This window comes from Actinoalloteichus hymeniacidonis (assembly GCF_014203365.1).
Lineage (GTDB): Bacteria > Actinomycetota > Actinomycetes > Mycobacteriales > Pseudonocardiaceae > Actinoalloteichus_A > Actinoalloteichus_A hymeniacidonis.
This window is the reverse complement of sequence record NZ_JACHIS010000001.1, coordinates 5,233,692-5,253,791: the sequence shown is the minus strand read 5'-3', so window position 1 is coordinate 5,253,791 and position 20,100 is coordinate 5,233,692. Positions and strand designations below refer to the sequence as shown.

The 20,100-nt window shown below is 67.6% G+C and carries 15 protein-coding genes; 8 read left to right on the top strand and 7 right to left on the bottom strand.

Annotated elements, in window-relative coordinates; genetic code table 11:
• Window positions 1-16: 16 nt before the first annotated feature.
• Window positions 17-277 (top strand): phosphopantetheine-binding protein, encoded by a 261-nt coding sequence (locus BKA25_RS22140; protein ID WP_172803736.1) that lies wholly within the window; start codon window positions 17-19, stop codon window positions 275-277.
• 137 nt (window positions 278-414) lie between these two features.
• Here the strand turns inward: BKA25_RS22140 and BKA25_RS22135 are convergent, their stop codons facing one another.
• The 3 genes from BKA25_RS22135 to BKA25_RS22125 form a co-directional block, all read right to left on the bottom strand.
• Window positions 415-837 (bottom strand): YybH family protein, encoded by a 423-nt coding sequence (locus BKA25_RS22135; RefSeq protein ID WP_069846955.1) that lies wholly within the window; start codon window positions 835-837, stop codon window positions 415-417.
• Between the two features lie 177 nt (window positions 838-1,014).
• Window positions 1,015-1,830, bottom strand: coding sequence for a hypothetical protein (locus tag BKA25_RS22130; RefSeq protein ID WP_069846957.1), 816 nt, complete (start codon window positions 1,828-1,830; stop codon window positions 1,015-1,017).
• A complete protein-coding gene (locus BKA25_RS22125) occupies window positions 1,827-2,219 on the bottom strand; it encodes a hypothetical protein (RefSeq protein ID WP_069846958.1) in 393 nt (130 codons plus the stop codon). Before BKA25_RS22125 ends, BKA25_RS22130 begins: the two co-directional genes overlap by 4 nt.
• 100 nt (window positions 2,220-2,319) lie before the next feature.
• On the opposite strand from BKA25_RS22125, the gene BKA25_RS22120 reads away from it, so the two are divergent.
• From BKA25_RS22120 to BKA25_RS22100, 5 genes are all read left to right on the top strand, one after another.
• Window positions 2,320-8,037 carry a CHAT domain-containing protein gene (locus BKA25_RS22120; protein ID WP_157420958.1) on the top strand — a complete coding sequence of 1,906 codons (5,718 nt, stop codon included), beginning with the start codon at window positions 2,320-2,322 and terminating at the stop codon, window positions 8,035-8,037.
• A 590-nt stretch (window positions 8,038-8,627) separates the two neighbouring features.
• On the top strand, window positions 8,628-9,290 hold the full coding sequence (locus tag BKA25_RS22115) for a hypothetical protein (RefSeq protein WP_236750487.1): 663 nt from the start codon (window positions 8,628-8,630) through the stop codon (window positions 9,288-9,290).
• Window positions 9,287-11,599, top strand: coding sequence for an N-6 DNA methylase (locus BKA25_RS22110; protein ID WP_069846964.1), 2,313 nt, complete (start codon window positions 9,287-9,289; stop codon window positions 11,597-11,599). The genes BKA25_RS22115 and BKA25_RS22110 overlap by 4 nt, the downstream gene beginning before the upstream one ends.
• 228 nt (window positions 11,600-11,827) lie before the next feature.
• The gene (locus tag BKA25_RS22105) at window positions 11,828-12,169 is read left to right on the top strand and encodes a hypothetical protein (RefSeq protein ID WP_069846966.1); all 342 of its coding nucleotides are present in this window, start codon (window positions 11,828-11,830) and stop codon (window positions 12,167-12,169) included.
• Window positions 12,170-12,256: 87 nt separating this feature from the next.
• Complete coding sequence (locus BKA25_RS22100) at window positions 12,257-13,216, top strand: LLM class flavin-dependent oxidoreductase (RefSeq protein WP_069853297.1); 960 nt, start codon at window positions 12,257-12,259, stop codon at window positions 13,214-13,216.
• Here the strand turns inward: BKA25_RS22100 and BKA25_RS22095 are convergent, their stop codons facing one another.
• Together BKA25_RS22095 and BKA25_RS22090 are read right to left on the bottom strand one after the other, a co-directional pair.
• Window positions 13,217-14,377, bottom strand: a complete 1,161-nt coding sequence (locus BKA25_RS22095) for an NAD(P)-binding protein (RefSeq protein ID WP_069846967.1) — start codon at window positions 14,375-14,377, stop codon at window positions 13,217-13,219. It abuts the gene before it with no gap.
• Window positions 14,378-14,498: 121 nt separating this feature from the next.
• Complete coding sequence (locus tag BKA25_RS22090; RefSeq protein ID WP_069846969.1) at window positions 14,499-14,828, bottom strand: ArsR/SmtB family transcription factor; 330 nt, start codon at window positions 14,826-14,828, stop codon at window positions 14,499-14,501.
• A 231-nt stretch (window positions 14,829-15,059) separates the two neighbouring features.
• Here BKA25_RS22090 and BKA25_RS22085 point away from each other — a divergent pair, with 231 nt between their 5' ends.
• Window positions 15,060-15,815 (top strand): DedA family protein, encoded by a 756-nt coding sequence (locus BKA25_RS22085; protein ID WP_069846971.1) that lies wholly within the window; start codon window positions 15,060-15,062, stop codon window positions 15,813-15,815.
• 56 nt (window positions 15,816-15,871) lie between these two features.
• Here BKA25_RS22085 and BKA25_RS22080 read toward each other — a convergent pair whose 3' ends face one another.
• The gene (locus BKA25_RS22080) at window positions 15,872-16,516 is read right to left on the bottom strand and encodes a response regulator transcription factor (protein WP_069846972.1); all 645 of its coding nucleotides are present in this window, start codon (window positions 16,514-16,516) and stop codon (window positions 15,872-15,874) included.
• Window positions 16,507-17,712: a sensor histidine kinase gene (locus BKA25_RS22075; RefSeq protein WP_216637792.1), complete on the bottom strand. Its 1,206-nt coding sequence runs from the start codon at window positions 17,710-17,712 to the stop codon at window positions 16,507-16,509. Before BKA25_RS22075 ends, BKA25_RS22080 begins: the two co-directional genes overlap by 10 nt.
• 222 nt (window positions 17,713-17,934) lie before the next feature.
• On the opposite strand from BKA25_RS22075, the gene BKA25_RS28065 reads away from it, so the two are divergent.
• Window positions 17,935-19,893 carry a choice-of-anchor I family protein gene (locus tag BKA25_RS28065; RefSeq protein WP_069846974.1) on the top strand — a complete coding sequence of 653 codons (1,959 nt, stop codon included), beginning with the start codon at window positions 17,935-17,937 and terminating at the stop codon, window positions 19,891-19,893.
• The last annotated feature ends 207 nt before the right edge of the window (window positions 19,894-20,100 follow it).

Genomic DNA, 20,100 nt, shown 5'->3' with positions numbered 1-20,100 from the left:
ACCCGAGGAGAACATCGTGACCTCCGATAGCGAAACCCGATCCGCCGAGGTCGCGACCGTTGTCGCCTCGGTCTGGTGCGAGCTCTTCGGCGTGCCGCGGGTCGATGCCGACGCCGACTTCTTCGCGCTGGGCGGGCATTCGATGCTCGCGGTTCGGATGGCGGCGAGATTGCGGAGCGAGCTGGGACTGCGGGTGCCGGTGCGCACCATCCTGGAGAACCCGACGGCGGGCGGCCTCTCCCGCGTGCTGGCTGAAGCCACGAAGGATGCGATGTGACGCGCGCCTGATCCACGACGGTCGCCGACACCCACACGCCAGCACCGCAGGGAAGGGACCTGGAGAAGTCGGGTTGGCGGGCGGCTGACGTCGAACCCTGCGACCACGGGCACGCGCTCGCAGGGTTGCTCGTCGTCTTAGTCGGAACGAGTTTCCAGCCCGTCCAGGCGGGTGTTGTGGGCTGCCTCGATCAGCCAGCCGCCTTGACCTCGTGCCAGCACCAAGGTGATGAGTCCACGGCGGTCTTCGGGTTCTGTGCCGTCGATGGGAACGTGATTCGGCCAGCTCCACTCGGTGTGGACGATCGCGACATCGGCGGTGATGGCGCGCAGACTCACGATCTCCTGTTGATAGCTCGCCTTCTGCGCAATCACGGCGGCGGGTATGTCCTGATGTCCCGCCACGTTCTCGCTGCGCGACCGCCACCAAACCCCGCGATGGGTGATGAAATCGGAGTTCGCGCTGAACAACCGGCCCCACCCCGCCATCTCATGCTCGATCCACAGGCCGGTGTACCTGGCCAGAATGTTCCGGATCTCTTGCTCGTCCGCAGGGTTCATACCGACATGGTGGAACCTCAACCCAAGTCAAGGTCAACTTCGGTGGATCGGTAGATAGAACAGGGAATCGAGGAGCCTGACGACTGTTGGGTCGGACGGGACTGCGATCGCACAACGCTTCGATGCGGCGATGGCGTGGCCCGCGCCCGTCACGCGGCCACTTCGACGGGCCCGGGCTCAGTCGCCCTTGGTCAGCCGATCATTGATCAACGCGGCGAATTCCCTGGTGATACCCGACTCGGGCACGGCATGGCCGAGTGCCTCGCACACCATGCCGAGATGGGTGTCCACTGTGGCCTCGATCCAGGTGGTGACCGCGACCACGGCCGCTCGGGTTCGCGCCCACCCCAGTACGGCGGCGACGAGACCGAGGATCGCCGCCGGATACCACCATGCGCCAAGACCGAGGTAGAGCACACCCCAGCCGAAAAGCGTGCGCGCCGCGACCAGCCGCGATTCGGCCGCCTGCACCGGGGCACGGACGGTATCCGGCAGGAGCAGCCAGAGCCGTGGCCACAGCGGCCCGAGCCGTAGACCGTGGTACTGCGCGGCGATGCGTGTGTCGAGAAGTCGGAACCGTTCGCCGACCCACATCGGGTGCCGGGGACGGTAGACGGCGACGGGGTCCACCTCGGCCCGCGCCGCCGCACGGTCGAACCGCCTGCCGCGCAGGAACACCAGCGGTCGCGCGATCCAGGCTGCCGGGCCGCGCCATGGCCGGGTCCAGATCGCCTCGGCCAGTCCGCCGAGTGACTGCGCGGCGATCGCCGTTGCCGACGCGCCCAGCAGTACCGCCACGGCCGCGAGTGCGATCGGGGCGCTGTCGGCGTGCGCGGCGAGCCAGTCGGCCACCGAGGCGATGTCGAAAGCCTGCTCGTGGCCCAGACGAACCGCGCACAACACCGCCAGCAGGAAGAACACGCCCGGTAGCACCAGGGTCGTCACCCACCGTTCGGCGAGCTTGCCGCTGACGGTGGAGAGGAACTGGTTCACGGGGTGGCACCCGTCGGCAACATCGGCTCGTCGTCGAACAAGGCGCATACCGGCGGGTGTCCGGCAGCGTTGCGACGATCCCGGCGTGCACACCGGCCCCGAGGACAGCGGTAGTCGCCACGGCCGGTTCTCGGCGAGAGCGGGCTCCGCGTCGTCGGATAGATCGGTAGGGCGCCGGAGCCGTCCGTGCTCCTCGTCGGTTCCGAGGCGGCTGCGGCGTCCACGAGGTCGAACTGTCGGCAGGCATCCAAGGCCGCGCCCCCATCGCGGACCCGGGTCGCGGCGCGTTCGAGACGTTCGCTCCAACTGCCCGCAGCGGCCACGCGGCGCAGATCCGGCAACATCGCGCACCATAAGACCAGGGCGTCTCCTTCGCTGAATTCCGCCATTGCGCCGCCTTTCTTGTGCCACCCCGACTCCCTGCGCAGAATCGTAGTCAGTACTGCTCTCCGGTTGGAAACCAATTGTCCGCGCAATCGGGAGGAAGAATTGACTTCGCTGGGGGACCTGATTCGTGCGGCAGAGCACGGTGACTTCACGGGAGTCCTCGCCGACGACGCGCTCGTCGAAGCTGCTCGCGTGATGCTGCCCGCCATCGGCGGAAGCCTGCCGCCCGAGCACCTGCGCGACGTCGCCTATCTGCACTGGTTGCGCTATCACACCCTCGGTGTCGATGACGGCCCCGATCTCCAAGTCTGTATGGAGTTGTTCGCCGGGCTCGTGGTCGAATTCCCCACCGCGTTGCCTCCCGAGCTACTGCAGTGGTTTCGCACCAACCCCGCTGCGGAACCGACTTGCGCGGAGATCGGTTCCTTCTACGCGACCGTGGTCGCCGCTGTCGCGTTGACGTCGTCGAATGCAATCCTGATCGGACTGGCGATCGATTCCTGCCGTGCCGCGATACGGCTGAGTCCAACGGTGGATCGTCTCGCACACCGATACAACCTTCTCGTTCTGTCGCTTCGGCGGCTCGAGACCACGAATGAGGACACCGATCTGGATGAGGGCATCGCGGCGGGTGCTGCTGCGGTGATGTCACTGCTCGCCGTCGAAGAAGACACATCGACCGGTTCCGCCGCGCCGATCCGCCTACAGCTCGGACTCGCGTTGGTCACCCGATTCGGGCTGCGCGGTGGTGAGCACGATCTAACCGAGGGCATCGACCAACTGCGAGCGGCGGCGGTCTCCCTCCCGCCCGACCAACCGGAGTACGCGGCTTGCCTCGGGCAGCTCGCCGCCGCCTTGCAGATCCGCTGCGACCTGGGCGCTCCGCCGGCTTTCACCACGGAATACGTCGCCGTGACCGAGGCACTCGGTGCGATCGACGGGCTCGACGGACTAGCGCGCGGGGAGGCCCTGGCGTTGCGCTGCGACGCGCTGCGCGCCCGGTTCCTTCGCGATGGCGAGCCTGCCGATATCGAGGAGAGCATCCGATGTGGGCGTGCGGCGGTGGCAGGAGTCCCCGAGGATCACGAGCTCGCCGTGTCCGCACGACTCGTCCTTGTCCGGGCGCTCGAAGCCAAGTTCGGCATCGCCCGCGCGCACGGTGATTCCGGTGGCGCGGACCCAGCCGAGCACGCGGAGGCTCTCGCGCTCGTTCGGCGGCTCGATGTGGCCGTTCCCCGGGATCACCCGAGTCGTTCGGCCGTCGACGTGATGCTGGCGAGCGTGTTGACCGTGTCGGATGCCGACTCCGATTCGACCGAGACCGGTACCGACCCCGACGGCGCGATCCGGGCGGCACGAGCGGTGCTGGCCGGGCTGCCGCCGGGCTCGCCCTACCGAGGAACCGCGTTGTTCTCGCTTGGTAACGCGCTCCGTGTCCGGCACCAGCACACCGGCGAGCAGGAGATGCTGCGCGAGGCGGTGGAGGTCCTGCGTGCCGCGACGGAGGCCGGAACGGCAGGCCCGCTCGGCCGGACACCCGTGCTGACGGCCTTCTCGATGGCGTTGTCCGAGGCGCTCCGGCGTTCGGATGTCCTCGACGACAGGGCCGACCTTCTCGACGAGGCCATCGAGACGACCCGCGCCGTCATCGACGACCTGCCCAGCGACGTGGTTCGCGGCGGACAGCTGTGGCAGTTGGCGGAACTGCTGGCTATGCGCTTCGAGCACACGCGGCGATTCGAGGATCTGGACGAGCAGATCGCAGTCCTGCGTACCGCAGCCCCGTTGGCGCAGCACGAGACCGCGCTCTTCCAGTGTCTGTCCGTGCTCGCCAACGCATTGAGCGCTCGAACCGAACGGACCTGGAATCCGTCCGACCACGATGAGATCGCCACCATCCGCTGCCGCCTCGTGGAGTTGCTTCCCGAGGACGACCCCGCCCTGTCCGCTGTCCAGGCCGACGCCGCGCTCGCCCTGCTGCGCCGGTTCGAAATCCGAGGCGGATTCGATGATTTGGCGCGCGCGAGAACAATGGCGCGGCGCGCGGTCGCCGCTGCCGGCGACGAGCACCCCCATCGGGACGAGATACGGGGCATCCTGGCTGCCGCCCTCATGGTGGTGGCCATCCCGTCCCGAGACGTGGCGGGCTTGACCGAGGCCATCGACGTGTGCCGCGCCATGACTCCGGAGGGAGGTTTTCCTCCGGAGTCTGTCGCGGGCATCCTCGGTCGTGCGCTGGCGGTGCGCGCCGAGATCACGGGTGACACCGCTGATCTGGCAGCGGCGTTGCCCATCCTGCGCCGCCTCACCGCAGCGCGCGTTGCGGGACCCAGCGGGACCGCCTCGGCCATCGGCCTGGTCGTGGCGTTGCGGAGCAGCTTCTGGCGGGGCGGTGTTGTCGGCGACCTCACCGAGGCGATCCACCTGGGCCGGTCCGTTCTCGAAGAGGCAACACCGGGCGTGCCGGATACGGTGATGCTGGCCGCGCAGGTGGCCGCCGCCCGCAGCGACCGGTACGGGGCAACCCGGGACCCCGCCGACATCGTCGAGGCCATCACCACGCTGCGATCCGCGCTCCGGACCGTTGCGAGCGACGCACCGATCTCCTGGACGTTCCGACTCTTCCTCGGCCAAGCCCTGCTCACTCGCTTCCGGAACACGACTCAGCTCGCCGACCTGGCCGAAGCGATCGAGCTACTGCGAGCTGGCCTCGTCATTGCGAAACAGTTCGGCGAGGACCACACCGGGCAACTGATGTTGGCGGAGGCGCTGCTGCAGCGGGGGCGTTGGTCGGATGATCAGGACGCGCTGGTCGAAGCGGGTGACCTGGCCCGTGCCATCGACGGAGCGTCGGGGCTGGACGTACTGCGGACCAGCGCCGACATCGTCGCGGCGAACGCACTGCACCTGCGCTTCCTGGATTCCGGCGATCCCGAGCTGCTTACCGAGGCGATTCGGATCGCCCGAAACCTGATCGAAGTCCTTCCCGAGGGACACCTCAACCACACCCACGCGCTGGTCCTGCTGGGCACGCTGTCGACCCTGCGGTTCGATCGCACGGGGACTGCCACCGTCATCGCCGAGGCCGTCGCGGTACTGACTCGCGCCGTGAGTACTGCGAGTACGCAGCCGATGACGGCCTCCGCACTGATCGAGCTGGCCAACGCCCTCCGCGCCCGGCAGCTGATCCTGACCGAAAGCGGGAATCCGGACGAGGTGATCGCCGTCGCCGAACGCGGCCTGTCCATCATTACCTCAGGCCCATCCGAACGGGCCATGCACCGCACAGCACTGGCGAGTGGCCTGGTGATGCGCTTCCTGCGGGCCGGCGACCTCGACGACCTGAATGCGGCCATCGATCATTGCCGCGAGGCGGCGGCAGCGCCCAATGCACGCGTGAGCGGTGTGATCACCCTGTCCACTCTGGGGACGGCGCTCTCGGTCCGCTTCGACCGAACCGGGAATGTCACCGACCTCCACGATGCCATCGAGATCCTGCGGGAAGCAGCGCGCATCGCCCATGCCGCACACACCATGCGACCCGTCCTGCTGACCGATCTCTCCAATGCGCTGCGCACGCGGGCGGCGCATCTGGGCTCCACCAGCGACCTCGACGCCGCAGTCGAGGCAGGGCGGGCCGCTGTCGACGCCGCGCCATCGGACTATTCGAGGGCGCCGTTGTTACTGATGAACCTCGGAGCTGCGCTCACTGTTCGCGCGCAGGAGAAACGAGACGGCAGGGACGGCGAGGCGGCGATCACCGTCATGTCGCAGGCACTCGCGCGCAGCGGTCCGGGGACACGGGATCGAACGCTGATCCTGGTCAACCTGGCCCAGGTACTGCGAACCCGTCGTCGTCGAAGGTCGGAATCGGACGATCTGAGCCGCGCCGTCGAACTGCTCAGCGAGGCACGGGCTGCCTGCGACGCAACCCACCCGCTTGCCCCGCTGGTCGAATTCTCCTTCGCCATGACGCTGCGGGACCGCTACGCCCGCGATGGCCGGGAGGAGGATCGAATCGAGGCGATCGAACGGGCGGAACGGGCGATCGAGGGTCTCGATGCGGGCGACCCCAGATCGGCCGCGGCCGTATGGGTGGTCGGCACACTGCACGAACAACGACAAGAGGACGAAGCCGCAGCACAGGCCTACCGCACGGCGGCCGAATCGCCCGCCGCCGCCCCGCTGGTTCGCGCCGTCGCGGCACGGCTGTGGGCCGAGACGGCCGTCCGGCTTCGGAGATGGTCCGAGGCGACGGCGGCCTTCGCCGTAGCCGTCGCCGAACTGCCCCAGCTGGCCTGGCACGGCATCGAACGGGGCGCGCGGGAGCGCAGGCTGCGGACCTGGGAGGGGCTGGCCACCGAGGCCGCCGCTGCGGCGTTGTCGGCGGGCGATCCGGAGCGCGCTGTGGAGCTGCTCGAACAGGGACGGTCGATGCTGTGGTCTCAGGCGTTGCAGACGCGGGACGACTTCTCGGTACTACGGGAGCGGGACGCCGCGCTGCACGATCGGCTTCGGGCCGTGGCCACGAGGCTGTCGGCCACGACGCAGATCGACGTGCCCGAGAGCGGCATCATGAGCGAGCCGTGGGCCGACCGTGGCCACCAGGACCGATTCGACCGCATCCGCCTGGCCCAGGACTGGGATCGTCTGCTCGCCGAGGCCCGTGCGCTGCCCGGATTGCAGTACCTGCTGCGGATCCCGCCGATCTCGACGCTGCGCGCGGAGCTGCCCGACGGTCCCGTCGTCCTGATCAACATCGAGCGATCGCGCTGTGATGCACTGATCGTCCGCCGCGATCGCGCCGTCGAGCACGTCCCGTTGCCCGCGCTGTCCCAAGCCGAGGTCGTGAACCGGGCCCGCGCCTACGGCGAGGCCCTGCGGGTGTGGGAGCGTTCCGGCGGTTCCGGCGGACTGACTGCCATCGGAGCACGGCAGACGCTGCATGCCACGCTGGAATGGCTGTGGGACACCATCGCCGAACCAGTGCTCGGCAGCCTCGGCATGACCGGCGCCGACGACCCGCTGCCGCGACTCTGGTGGTGTCCGACCGGCCTGCTGACCCTGCTGCCCCTGCACGCCGCCGGCTACCACGATCCGGCCGATGGCCCCGCCGGACGCACGGTGCTGGACCGTGTCGTGTCCTCGTACACGCCGACCCTGCGCGGGCTGGCTCGGGCGAACACGGCGAACCCGCCTGCGCCTGTCGATGGACGAGTACTGGTCGTCAGCCTGCCGGACATTCCGGCCCGCCCGGGACAGGCGGCTCTGGCCCCACTGCCCGGCGCCCGGACGGAGGCCGAGTTCTTCCGAACCGCCTTCCCGAACGGGCACACGCTGCGCACCGCCGACACCGCCACGCGCGCCGCGATCACCGTCGATCTGCAGACCCACGCCTACGCGCATTTCGCCTGCCACGGCGGTCATGACCCTCGCGATCCGTCGACCGGTGCACTGCACCTGTGGGACGGGCCGTTGACGGTGCTCGACGTCGCCGAGCTACGTCTGGAACGTGCCGAACTCGCCTATCTGTCGGCCTGTAGCACCGCGACGGGCGGCACAACGCTGCCCGACGAGGCCATTCACCTGGCCGCCGCACTCCAACTCGCGGGATACCGGCACGTGATCGCGACCCTGTGGAACATTCCCGACCGCACCGCACCGGAGGTGACGGCAACGCTCTACACCGCGTTGCGGGATTCCGGCGGACTTCGTTTACGCGACACCGCGCGCGTGCTGCACGACGCCGTGCGCGCCCTGCGGTCCGCCGCTCCGCGCGACCCGTCGATCTGGGCCGCCCACATCCACTCGGGACCGTGAGCGGAGGTTCGCGCTGTCCGTGCGCCGCTGCCGATGCCCCCGCGATCGAGTGCCGGCGGTTTCGTGCTGAACGAGCAGTGGGGGAAGCGCGAGGAGGCGGGCCGGGCCAAGCTCGCGGATAGGGTGGGTCGCCGTCCCGCCGCGAGCTGCCTTGGGGTCCGAGCGCACCTCCCATACAGCAGTACGCGCCAACCTCCCGCTCACCGGGGTACACGCATATCCGCTGACTACCCTAATCAGAAAGTTCACAGTTTTGTTCACTATTGAAAATTCTGGACTGCTTCGGTGCTGGTGTTGACCGGATAGTGTTCGCTTGAACTGCACGTATGGCTGATTTCGGCTTGGCGAAGTTGACCTGCTGCTCCTTCTCTCCACGAATAATGAGTACTATTCTTCTGGCAGAAGGGTCTTGTGTGTCGCTAGGGTGACGATCAACGAGCACGAGGGCTGGCTAGCTGGCAAGGGTGAGTTCATCCCGAGTTGCCGCTGGAAAAAGCCGTGCCCCGGGTGGCATGCCGAAGCAGAGGCGAACCCGGGGCTTACTCGGCCACCCTACCATGCCCACTCCTTCACGCCAGGAGAGAAGACCAATGGCCGACTTCGTTGACCGAATGCCCGCTGACCTTCCTTCATGGGTCTCCGCAACGCTCTCGATTCCTCGCTTCACGCCCTACCTGGAAGCTGCGGGTTCGGACCACGAGGCAGCAGTCAGGCTGTACTGGTGGAACGTCCGAGTCTCTGAGGCGTTCTACACGCCATTGCACTGCCTGGAGTTGGCGCTGCGCAACGCTCTGAACTCACGGCTCCGTGAGCGGTTCGCCCGGTCGGACTGGTGGGTCGCAGTGCAGCTGACCGCGCAGGGCAGCCGGAACCTCGAGGAAGCACATCGAAAGGTACGGGGTCGTGCAGGCAAGGACCACAGCGCCGATGACATCGTTGCGCAGTTGACCTTCGGCTTCTGGGTATCGCTGGTCAGCAGGGGCGCGGCCTATGACAGGACGCTGTGGGTGCCTGCGCTGCACAAGGCGTTCCCGCATTACCGGGGTGGTCGTGCTCAGTTGCACGACAACCTGACCGCGATGTTGCTGCTGCGCAACCGCATCATGCACCACGAGCCCGTTCACCACCGTGATCTGGCTGCGGACCACACGAAGATCCTTCGCCTGCTCGGCTACATATCGCCGATGATGGTCGAAATGCTGGCCGAGGTGGACCGTGTCGAGGACACCCTTCGACGGGAGGTGGAACGGTGAGCGGCGAGACGACGACCACCGTCGGTGCGACTGTACGCCGAGTCGGTGAGCGTTTGACCGCGAAGCAATTGGCTGATCTCATCGGCGTGGGAGTGACGACCGTCAGCAACTGGCGCAAGCGCCATCCCGATTTCCCCAAGCCCCAACGTACGGGCGGTCGGGAGCGCTTCACGGTTACCGAGATCGTTCGCTGGTTGGATGAACGGCGGATCGCGAAGAACGGGCTCCTCGACGATGAGATACCAGGCACGACCTATGGACTGAGGTTCCGTCGCGCTGCGTACTCGAAAGCGGCCGCTGAGCCGACTGAGGAGGAGATCCGGCAGCAGGCACTCACCGAGACGGTGGATCGGTTGTGGCGGAACCTCGCCGGGGCAGGTGTCCCTCCCACGTCGGAAACCACCATCGAGCTGATACTGGAGCTGTGGCACCTGCGGTCACGTCAGCCGGAAATGTGGCGCCTCCTCGTCGATTCCAAAGCCGCAGGCTCCGTGGTCGCAGCCATCGGCCAACCGGAATCCGATACGCCGCGACAGGCTGGATCTACCCAGTATCCACAGTTGTCTCGTTGGGTTGATTCCGATCCGACATCGTTGTCCGTTTTGGTCGAGGTAATAGACGATGTCGCACTGCCTGACGGGGCGGGACCCGGGGAGACCGCTGCTGAGCTAGCCGATCGGCTGCTCCTGCGAGCGCAACATGCCCTCGGCTCGCATTACTGGGTTCATGTCACCCCTCCATCGCTCGTTCGCTGTATGACGGGCCTGACCAGGCTGGATGCGTCAGACACGGTATACGACCCCTTCTGCGGTGCAGGGGAACTCGTCATTGCGGCTGTCGACAAATCCGGACCCGCACACTCGCAGGTCGTCGGACAGGCAACGACCGAACGGTCCAGAGACCTGACCAAACTGCGGGCGGAGCTGCACGGAGCTTCGGTCGACCTCGGTGACAGAGCCGCGAACTCGCTACAACAGGACTTGCATCGGGGTAGGAAGTTCCGGGTTGTCCTCGCGAACCCGCCGTTCAACGCACCCAATCCACCATTGTCCGGCGGGCCGCGTGCCTGGCCTTATGGCGAACCACCCGCGCACAACGCGAATTTCGCCTGGTTGCAGCATGCGATTAGCAAGATCGAAACTGGTGGAAGCGCGGCCGTACTGATGCCGAATCTAACCACGAGCTCGGAGCACCGTGCAGAAGTGGAGATCCGCAAGCGGATGATCGAGGCGGGCGTAGTCCGCTGCATTGTGGCGATGCCGCCTCGGCTGTTTCACACCACTGGAGTTCCGGTGTCGTTGTGGCTCCTGGGTTCGAAGCGCGAAAGTCATGACAGGGAAGTGCTCTTCATCGATGCCACCGAACTGGGCACGATGGTCGACCGCGTCCAACGGGTGTTGTCCGAGGACGACACCGACCGCATCATCGAGACCTACCTCTCGTGGGCGACGCAGCGTGTTTCTCGGCAGCGTTCCAGCGCGGACGGCTTCGCGAGGACGGGGAGTTACGACGAGATCAGATCGAAGCAATACCTACTCAATCCGCTCAGCTACGTACAGCGTCGACCCGTGACGGTGAACCATCACCGGGTTCTGGCGGAAGTAACCGAACAACGATCCAGATTGGCGAAACTCCGAGCAGACATAGTGCAGACGCATGCTGATATCGAGTCGCGGCTTTCGGGACTGATGGAGCAGACGGGCGCTGACATACGAGCGACCGAGGCGAGCCTTGGCGATGTGTGCGAGCTGATCTCAGGGCCCGCAACCGTCACGCGGGCAGGCGGTGCGGATTCTGCGGACGCGGTGCGGCTTGTCCTACCTCGTAACATCAGGCACCACCGCCTGCTGACTCTCGATATGTTCGTCGCAGACGCCTTCGCCGATCAGCATCCGAGATATCGACTTCGGCCCGGCGACATCGTCTGTACCCGCACCGGAGATCTCGGGCGCTATGCGTTGGTCGAGGCCACAGGACGATGGCTACTCGGGTCGGGCTGCTTGCGACTCCGTCCGGATATGCAGCGTGTCGATCCCGGTTATCTCACCTACTATTTGAGTAGTACTTCGGCGCTCGCATGGTTGCAACGCAACGCGACAGGATCGGCGATCAAGAATGTCAGCCAACGAACCCTGGCCCGAATGCCCCTGATGCTGCCCGATCTGTCCAGCCAACGGGAGATCGGAGCACTGTTGGGACTGCTGGACGCGGAGAGCCAGCTGTACGCCACCAGCGAGATCGCCGTCGAATCGGTCCGGTCCGGCTTGGCATCGCGACTGATTCCAGAACTACCTGCCGAAAGGGTCTGACCGGATCGACCCGAGTTTGCACCCGAGGTCTGATCAACTCGATGAGGCGGACCCAGTGCGCCTGCGCGCCCAGCGACCCGTCGATCTGGGCCGCCCATATCCACTCGGGACCGTGAGCGGAGGTTCGCGCTGTCCGTGCGCCGCTGCCGATGCCCCCGCGATCGAGTGCCTGCGGTCCTGGGCCCCAAGTAGGGTCGAGGAAGCGACAGCCGACGCCGGGAGGCAGTAATGAGCGGGCCCCAGCAGAACGATCCGAACGTGGTGGACGCCGAGATCGTCGACGAACCAGGCACCTCCGGGTCGGCAGCGCCCGTACCCGCCACGCCGTCGACATCGGTGCCGCCCGTCGCGGCGCCTGCCACGGACTACACCACCGGCGGCGTCCCCAGCTTCGACTACGTCCGCGACAAGATCGAGAACCGGTCGAACACGGCGGTGGGCTCGATCGAGCTGGCCGGTCTCGGCGGCTCGAGGCCCAGCGCCGACTCGTTGAACGAGCAGTGGGAGAAGCGCGAGGAGGCCGGCCGGGCGAAGCTCGACGAGATCCGTCGTTCCCTGGGACGCGGCTGATCGACCGGAGGCCGTCCCGCGCGGTGGGCCCGATCCTGCGTCTCGCAGGCGGTTTCGACCCGGGTTTGCGACGTCTAGGGTGTGATCATGACGACACGCCGTGCGGACATCGGGATGTGTTTCGACCGGACTTTCGCCCCAGGTCGGGTCGTGGAGTTCGCCCGACGTCTGGAGGCGGGCGGTGCCGATCAGCTGTGGATTATCGAGGACTGTTTCTACACAGCGGGCGTCAGCCTGACCGCCACGGCGCTGGCCGTCACCGAGCGGTTGAAGGTGGGCATCGGCATTCTGCCTGCGGTGGCCAGGAACCCCGCGATCACCGCGATGGAGATCGCCACGCTGTGTGGGCTGGCGCCCGGTCGGGTGCTGCCCGGTATCGGACACGGCGTGCAGTCCTGGATGCGTCAGATGGGTGTCCGACCCGCCTCGCCGCTGACCGCGTTGGAAGAGGTGCTCACGGCGGTCAACCGCCTGTTGGCCGGTGAAGAGGTCACCGTGGACGGGCGCTACGTCAAGCTGGACCGCGTCAAGCTGGACCAGCCACCTGCCGACCCGCCGCCGTTGTTGGCCGGGGTGCAGGGGCCGAAGTCGCTGGCGTTGGCGGGTCGGGCCGCAGGTGGAATCGTGTTGGCCGAGCCGACCAGTCCCTCTTATGTACGTGCTGCCCTGGCGCAGGCGGCGGCCCCCGACGACTTCCAGGTCACGGTCTTCTCCTTCCTGGGCATCGCCGAGGACCGCAGAACCGCCTATCGCCGGATGGCACCGTGGTTGGCCACGAAGATCACGGAGCAGACCCCCGGGCTCACGGTGCTGCCGTTCTTCGGCGAACTCGTGGAACTGTTCGCCAAGGACGGTGTCGACGGCCTGGTCGGAATGCCGCCGGAGTGGTGGATGGAACTGGGTCCGGTCGGCACCCACGAGGACGCGCTGACCCACATCGCGGCCCTGGAAGAGGCGGGCGTGCACAGCATCGGACTGTTCCCGCCGCCGGATGTCGACGTGGCCTCGGCGGCGCTGGAGGACGTGCTGCGGATCGCCAATCGCTGATCAGGACGACCGGACACCGACCGAGGCGAGGGCGCCCCGCGCGGCAGCGACCGCGCTGTTCATGGCGATCTCACCGCGCATTCCGGGCGCGGCGACCATGTCACCGGCCAGCCAGACGTCGTCGCCCCGGTCGATCCTCGGCCGGTCTCGCCAGGTGGTGCCGGGGAGATCGATGGCACCGGTCCGGCCGCGCGCGGTGGTGTTGCGCCGCCAGCTCAGCCGATCGCGCCAGCCCGGCACCGTGAGGTCGGCGAAGGCGACCAGCCGGTCGCGTGCCTCCCGGGTGGACTCGCCGGCGCGCACCGGTATGTCGAGTTGGAACAGCGACTCGCCCTCGGGTGCCACCGTCGGATCCTGTGCCGAGTAGCACTCGTGGAAGCCGCCCTCATCGAGGTCGAACACGACGAACCAGTCGCGGCGGGGATCCTGTCGCACGGCGAGGTCGAGGCTCTGGCAATGGCCGCTCTCCCAGTGCAGCGAAGGATCGTCGAGCAGTACGCGGGCCGAACTCAACTCGGTGGCCACGATGGTCGGTCGGCCGTCCAGTTCCCGCACCCGCGAACCGAGTTCGATGCGGACGCCCAGTTCGCGGGCGCGGTCGGCGAGCCGATCGATCACGGCCTGCCAACCGCCGACGACCCAGCGAACCGCCGGGGGCTTCGGAGCGAAGACCCGGTGCAGCAGTTCCCAGACGAAGGCGGCGGACAGCCTGCCGGTGTCGGCGTCGTAGGTGACCACGCTGATGGCGTTCGCGGCGGCGCGGGCGGCCTGTTCGCCGAAGTGCTCGCTCGCCCAGCCGAGGAAGTCCCGATCCACCGGGGCGGGGCGGCGGCGTTGCAGGATCATCCGCAGGAAACCCGCGGGCAGTCGGCGTCCGATCCGGCCTTGGTAACGCAGTCCCGCATGCAGCCAGGCGCGGGCGGGCGGTGTGCCGAGCCGTCCGGTGAGACTGCGATCGGCCAGCCAGTTCCAGTGCGGGCCATCGGCGTAGAAGACGTGCGGGCCGTCGTGCGCCACATAGGGGCCGTCGGTGGCTCTGCCTCGGCCGCCCAGCTCCCGATGCGCCTCGTGCAGGGTGACGACGGCGCCCTGTTCCGCGCAGGTGATCGCGGCGGTCAAGCCCGCGAGCCCGCCGCCGACGACGGTGATCTCTCTGGTCATCTCCGGTCCCTCTCCTCGGCCGATGTGGTGCTTCGCCAAGGTGGACGAGACGGGGGCGGAAGGTGTGACAGCGATACGATGGGAGTCGGTGTTGCAGCGGAGGGTGATCTCCGTCGTCGAATCAGGGATCGGGCGTGTTCGGCTCGTCGGGCATGGCGTCGAGTCGGCTCTCCAACGCGTCCAGTCGTTCGCTCCAGTGCCGTCGATAGGGGTCTAGCCAGGCGTCGATCTCGGCCAGCGGTCCGGGCCGCAGCCGATACCAACGACGTTGGGCATCGTGCCGCACCTCCACCAGGCCCGCTTCCCGCAGCACCTTGAGGTGCTTGGAGACGGCGGGCTGACTGAGCCGGAGCCGGTCGACGAGGTAGCCGACGGGGCGTTCACCGGCTCGGAGGAGGTCGAGGATCTCGCGTCTGCGTGGCTCCGCCAGCACCTCGAATGCACTTGCCATTCTCGGAATATAGTCAGAATGGAATATGCGCTCCAATCGTCGCCAGGCAGCAGCGTGCCCGCCTTGAATGCGCCAGGGGGCGGTGTGCCCGAATGACACTGTGTGTCCGACTACTGTGGAGAACCACAGCTCGGCGCTGCGGTGTGGTCCTCGGTAATACGATGGTGGCCCCCATGTTTCCCAGCCGGTTGATCTCTTAGCGTTTCCCAGCATGAGCCGAAGGAGTCATGCATGAATCTCACCGCCCTGGCGGCAGAGGCCACGTCCGAGTCGCCGGGAGGGCTCGCCGGATGGGCCATCGGCCTGATGGAGGCGCTCGGCGGACCCGGCGCGGGGCTTGCCATCGCAGCGGAGAACATCTTCCCGCCGCTGCCGAGCGAGGTGATCTTGCCCTTGGCAGGCTTCACCGCCAGCCAGGGCGACATGAGCCTGGTCGGTGCCCTCATCTGGACCACGATCGGCTCTCTCGTCGGTGCGATCGTCCTCTACTACATCGGTGCCATGCTCGGCCGCGAGCGCACCATCGCCATCGCCAAACGGCTACCCCTGGTCAAGATCCAGGATATCGAGAAGACGGAGGCATGGTTCCTCAAGCACGGTGTGAAAGCCGTGTTCTTCGGCCGGATGATTCCGATCTTCCGCAGCTTCATCTCGATTCCCGCAGGCGTCGAGAAGATGTCGATGCCGACGTTCATCCTGTTCACCACGCTGGGCAGCGCTATCTGGAACACCATCTTCGTGGTGGCCGGTTATCAGCTCGGTGAGAACTGGCATGTCGTCGACGAGTACGCCGGAGTGTTCTCCCGTGCCGTGGTCATCATCGTCCTGCTCGCGCTCGTCACCTTCGTGACGCTGCGAATCCTGAAGAATCGTCGGCTCAAGGCGCAGGGCATCGACCCGGCCGCCGAGGAGAACGACCCGGAACGCACCCAGATCATCACCGCAGACGACAGCACCCAGCAGATCCAGCGCTACCGCGACAACTGAGACGCTTCGATCGTCGGCGGGGTCCGTCCCAATCGGGACGGGCCCCGTTCGGCTTCTCAGGACTGGAGATAGCGCAGGATCGCCAACACCCGTCGGTTGTATCCGGTGCTCTCGAACAGCCCCAACTTGGCGAAGACCGAGTTGACGTGTTTCTCCACCGCGCTCTGCGAGACATGCAGGGCGGCGGCGATCGAGGCGTTCGTCCGGCCCTGTGCCATCTGATGGAGCACTTCCTGCTCCCGCGCGGACAGGGTGCTCAACGGATCGGTTCGGCTGCTGCTCGCCAGCAGTCTGCGCACCACCTCGGGGTCCAGGGCGGTCCCGCCCGCGCCCACCTGATCGAGGGCCGCCAGGAATTCGTCGACCTGGGCCACCCGATCCTTGAGTAGATAGCCGATTCCCTCGGTGCCCTCGGCGATCAGCTCGGTCGCGTACCGGCGTTCGACATACTGCGACAACACCAGGACGCCGATCCCGGGATCACGTCGGCGGATCTCCAGGGCTGCGAGCAGCCCCTCATCGGTATGGGTCGGCGGCATCCGCACATCGGCCACCACGACATCCGGCGTGTCCCGCCCGACCGCGTCGAGCAGCGCGGCACCGTCGCCCACCGCCGCGAGCACCTGGTGGCCCTCCTCGGTCAACAGCCGGACCAGGCCCTCGCGCAGCAGTGTCGAATCCTCGGCCAGGATCACGCGCATGGCAGGTCGGCTCCGATCGTCGTGGGCCCGCCCATCGGGCTGTGCACCGTGAAATCGCCATCCACCGCAGCCACCCGTCTGGCCAGGCCCGCCAAGCCACCGCCGTCCGCGTCGGCGCCGCCCCGGCCGTCATCGTCGATCCGCACGACCAGCATCGTCTCCTGTCGGTGTACCGACACGTCGATCGACCGGGCGCCGGAATGCTTCGCGGCATTGGTCACGGCCTCCCGCACCACGAAGTAGGCGGCCGTCTGCACGGTCGGCGGCAAGCCCTCGGTGTCCGCCAGCCGCAGCCGCACCGGCACGGCGGAGCGCGCAGCGACCTCCTGTAACGCCTCGGCCAACCCGAGTTCGTCCAACGCGGTCGGGTAGACCTGCCAGGAGACCTCCCGCAGTTCGACCAACAGACGTTGAGACTCCGCATGTGCCTGGTGGAGGAGGTCGTCGCGGCGCGCCGGGTCCTTGCCTCGGCCTGCCCGGCCGAGCAGCATCGCCAGGGCGACCACCCGTTGTTGCACGCCATCGTGCAGGTCTCGTTCGATGCGTCGACGTTCGGCGTCCACGGCGGCGACGATGCCCGCCCGGCTGTCGGCCAACTCGGTGATCCGGCGGTGCAACAACTCCCGCTCGCTCGGATGCAAGAACCGGCGAACGATGCGTTCCTCGCCCGCGACAATCCCCAGCATTCCCTGGACCGCCAGGAACAACAGCACGACGCCTGCGAGGACCTGGGATAACACCCTTGCCGTCGTGCTATGGCCCAGTAGCAGTTCCTGGGCCCATACCGCCGCGCTCACCAAGCCCCAGAACAGCAGGAACAGCACCGCCCCACCGAGCAGTCCGATGGGGATTCGCGCCGCCAGGTACCGCACGAGGCGTTCATCGGCATCGCGTTCGGCGGGTGCGATGTCGAAGAAATGCCGTAGCCTGCGTTGTTCGATCCCGACGAGTCGGCGCGCCATCGCGGGCGTCCAGTCCGGTGGCACGGCGTGGACTCGGGAAGCAAGCAAGATCGTGGCGGCGACCAGTAGGAAGGCCAGTCCCATAAGGGACGTTTTGGCTCCCAGGAGGATGCCGAGAAGCAGCTTGCCCGTCCGCCGGCTTGTGCTCGCGACGAGGCCGAGGACGGTTGGGGTCAGCGCCTGGGCCGACGTCGGAGCATTGAGCTGCGTGCCGTCGTCCGGGTGCCTGGTCATCACGGGCTACACGCTAGCCGGCCGAGCCCGCGCCGATACCGATTGCGGCGAATCGGCCGCAGCCTGTGGCGGGAATGCGAGCGTATTTCCGCAAGTCGGGCAAGATCCACGGCTGTTCACCCAGCGGATGGTCAGCGCTCACCGGCCGGACATGTGTGTTCCACGTGAGCCTCATGTGGCTGACCTGTGATGGGTGCGCCCATCGAATCTGGAGTCCCTCTGATGCGACGTCATGCAGTCGCGGCACTGGCCGTGACCACCATCGCGGCGCTCGCCGCACCGCCCGTGTTCGCGCAGTCCGCCGAGCCCGGTGCCATCGGTCCGGGTCCGCTGGAGTTGTCGGTCCTCGGCACCCACGAGACCGGTGTCTTCGACGCCAGCGCCGCGGAGATCGTCGCGCACGACCCACAGACCCAGCACCTCTTCGTGGTCAATGCGGCCGCAGCGCAGATCGACGTGCTCGACATCGCGGACCCGACCCGGCCGAGCCTCGTCGAGAGCCTCGACACGGTGGGAATCCCCGCCGCCGACGGCTCACAGGTGGGGGCGGGTGCGGTGGTCAATTCCGTCGCGGTCCGCGCCGACGGCGTGGTCGCGGTGGCCGTGGAGGCCGACCCGAAGACCGACCCGGGCTGGGTCGTCTTCTACGACACCGACGGCGCGCGGCTCTCGGCGCTACGGGTCGGTTCGCTGCCCGACATGCTCACCTTCACCGAGGACGGCGGCACGCTGCTCATCGCCAACGAGGGCGAGCCCGCCGAGGACTACTCCGTCGACCCGGAGGGCTCCATCGCCGTCGTCGACGTCTCGGGAGACATCGAGAGCATCGGCCAAGAGTCCGTCCGAACCGCCGACTTCCACGCCTGGGACGCGGGCGGCGACCGTGAACTGCCCGCCGACGTGCGGGTCTTCGGCCCCAACACCGACCCTGCGGCCCGCGTCTCGGAGAACCTCGAACCCGAGTACATCGCGGTCGACGCCGACGGCACCCGCGCCTACGCGGCATTGCAGGAGGCCAACGCCATCGCGGTCGTCGACATCGCCGCCGCCGAGGTCCTCGACATCCTCCCGCTGGGCCAGAAGGACCACCTGCTGCCGGGCAACGAGCTGGACGTCTCCAACAAGGACGACGAGATCGCGCTGAAGTCGTGGCCGATCAAGGGCATGTACCAGCCCGACGGGATGGCCGCCTTCCAGGCAGCCGGCTCGACCTACCTGGTCACCGCCAACGAGGGTGACTCGCGGGACTGGGAGGCCTACGGCGAGGAGTACCGCGTAGCCGACCTGGTCACCGAGGTCGCCCCGCTGTGCCAGGACGCCTTCGCCGACTTCCCCGGCGGCACCGACGCCCTGATCGCCGAGGAGAACCTCGGCAGGCTCAACGTCACCGCCGCGAACGGACTGCGCGATGGCGACGAACCGTGTTACGAGGAGCTGCACTCCTTCGGCGCCCGCTCCTTCTCGGTGTGGACCACCGACGGCGAGCAGGTCTTCGATTCCGGCTCGGACTTCGAGCGCATCACCGCCGAGCTGTACCCGGAGATGTTCAACAGCAACCACACGGAGAACACCTTCGACAACCGCAGCGACGACAAGGGCCCCGAGCCCGAGGGCATCACGCTGGGCGAGGTCGACGGCCGGACCTACGCGTTCATCGGCCTGGAGCGGATCGGCGGCGTCATGATCTACGACGTCTCCGACCCGACGGCGCCGGAGTTCGTGCAGTACGTCAACAACCGGAACTTCGACGGCGACCCCGAATCCGACCAGTGGCAGCAGGCGGGCGACCTCGGCGCGGAGGGACTGACCTTCATCGCCGAGGCCAACAGCCCCGTGCCCGGCACACCCGTGCTCGTGGTCGCCAACGAGGTCTCCGGAACCACCACGCTCTTCGAGATCGGCAGCAGCGACTCGGACGGGCCTGGTGAGCCGGGCGACCCGGACCCGAGTACTCCGCCGGAGACGACCGACCCGACCGACCCACCTCAGCCCACCGAATCCGAGACCACCACGCCGAGCGTTCCCGGCGCCGACGGTGGGGACGACGACAGTGCCGCTCCGACCCCCGACGACCTCGCCGACACCGGAGCCGACGTGGGGCTGGCCGTGCTCGCGGGCCTGCTGCTCCTCGGCGGTGGCGCCGCGCTGTGGTTGTTCGGCAGGCGACGCCGATCCGCCTGAACAGGCCGATCGATGGCGGCCCGGCGGCGAATTCGCCGATGGGCCGCCGCTCGGCGGCGGTAGCCTCTACTCGACCTCGGCGCCGAAGCGACCCGATCGCCTGTGTCTACGCAGGTGAGGGGCCGGTATTCGGCCGAGTCCGGAATCTTTGCACCTGCTCGCCGCTCCCGGTAGGCGCGGGCGTCCGCCTGCCGAAGAGCTTCCGCA

Bases quoted from the DNA above. Each gene is read 5' to 3' on its own strand.
- BKA25_RS22095 (WP_069846967.1), bottom strand. From the start codon at position 14,377: ATGACCAGAGAGATCACCGTCGTCGGCGGCGGGCTCGCGGGCTTGACC.
- BKA25_RS22135 (WP_069846955.1), bottom strand. From the start codon at position 837: ATGAACCCTGCGGACGAGCAAGAGATCCGGAACATTCTGGCCAGGTAC.
- BKA25_RS22115 (WP_236750487.1), top strand. From the start codon at position 8,628: ATGGCCGACTTCGTTGACCGAATGCCCGCTGACCTTCCTTCATGGGTC.
- BKA25_RS22090 (WP_069846969.1), bottom strand. From the start codon at position 14,828: ATGGCAAGTGCATTCGAGGTGCTGGCGGAGCCACGCAGACGCGAGATC.
- BKA25_RS22125 (WP_069846958.1), bottom strand. From the start codon at position 2,219: ATGGCGGAATTCAGCGAAGGAGACGCCCTGGTCTTATGGTGCGCGATG.
- BKA25_RS22080 (WP_069846972.1), bottom strand. From the start codon at position 16,516: ATGCGCGTGATCCTGGCCGAGGATTCGACACTGCTGCGCGAGGGCCTG.
- BKA25_RS22105 (WP_069846966.1), top strand. From the start codon at position 11,828: ATGAGCGGGCCCCAGCAGAACGATCCGAACGTGGTGGACGCCGAGATC.
- BKA25_RS22085 (WP_069846971.1), top strand. From the start codon at position 15,060: ATGAATCTCACCGCCCTGGCGGCAGAGGCCACGTCCGAGTCGCCGGGA.
- BKA25_RS22100 (WP_069853297.1), top strand. From the start codon at position 12,257: ATGACGACACGCCGTGCGGACATCGGGATGTGTTTCGACCGGACTTTC.
- BKA25_RS22075 (WP_216637792.1), bottom strand. From the start codon at position 17,712: ATGACCAGGCACCCGGACGACGGCACGCAGCTCAATGCTCCGACGTCG.
- BKA25_RS28065 (WP_069846974.1), top strand. From the start codon at position 17,935: ATGCGACGTCATGCAGTCGCGGCACTGGCCGTGACCACCATCGCGGCG.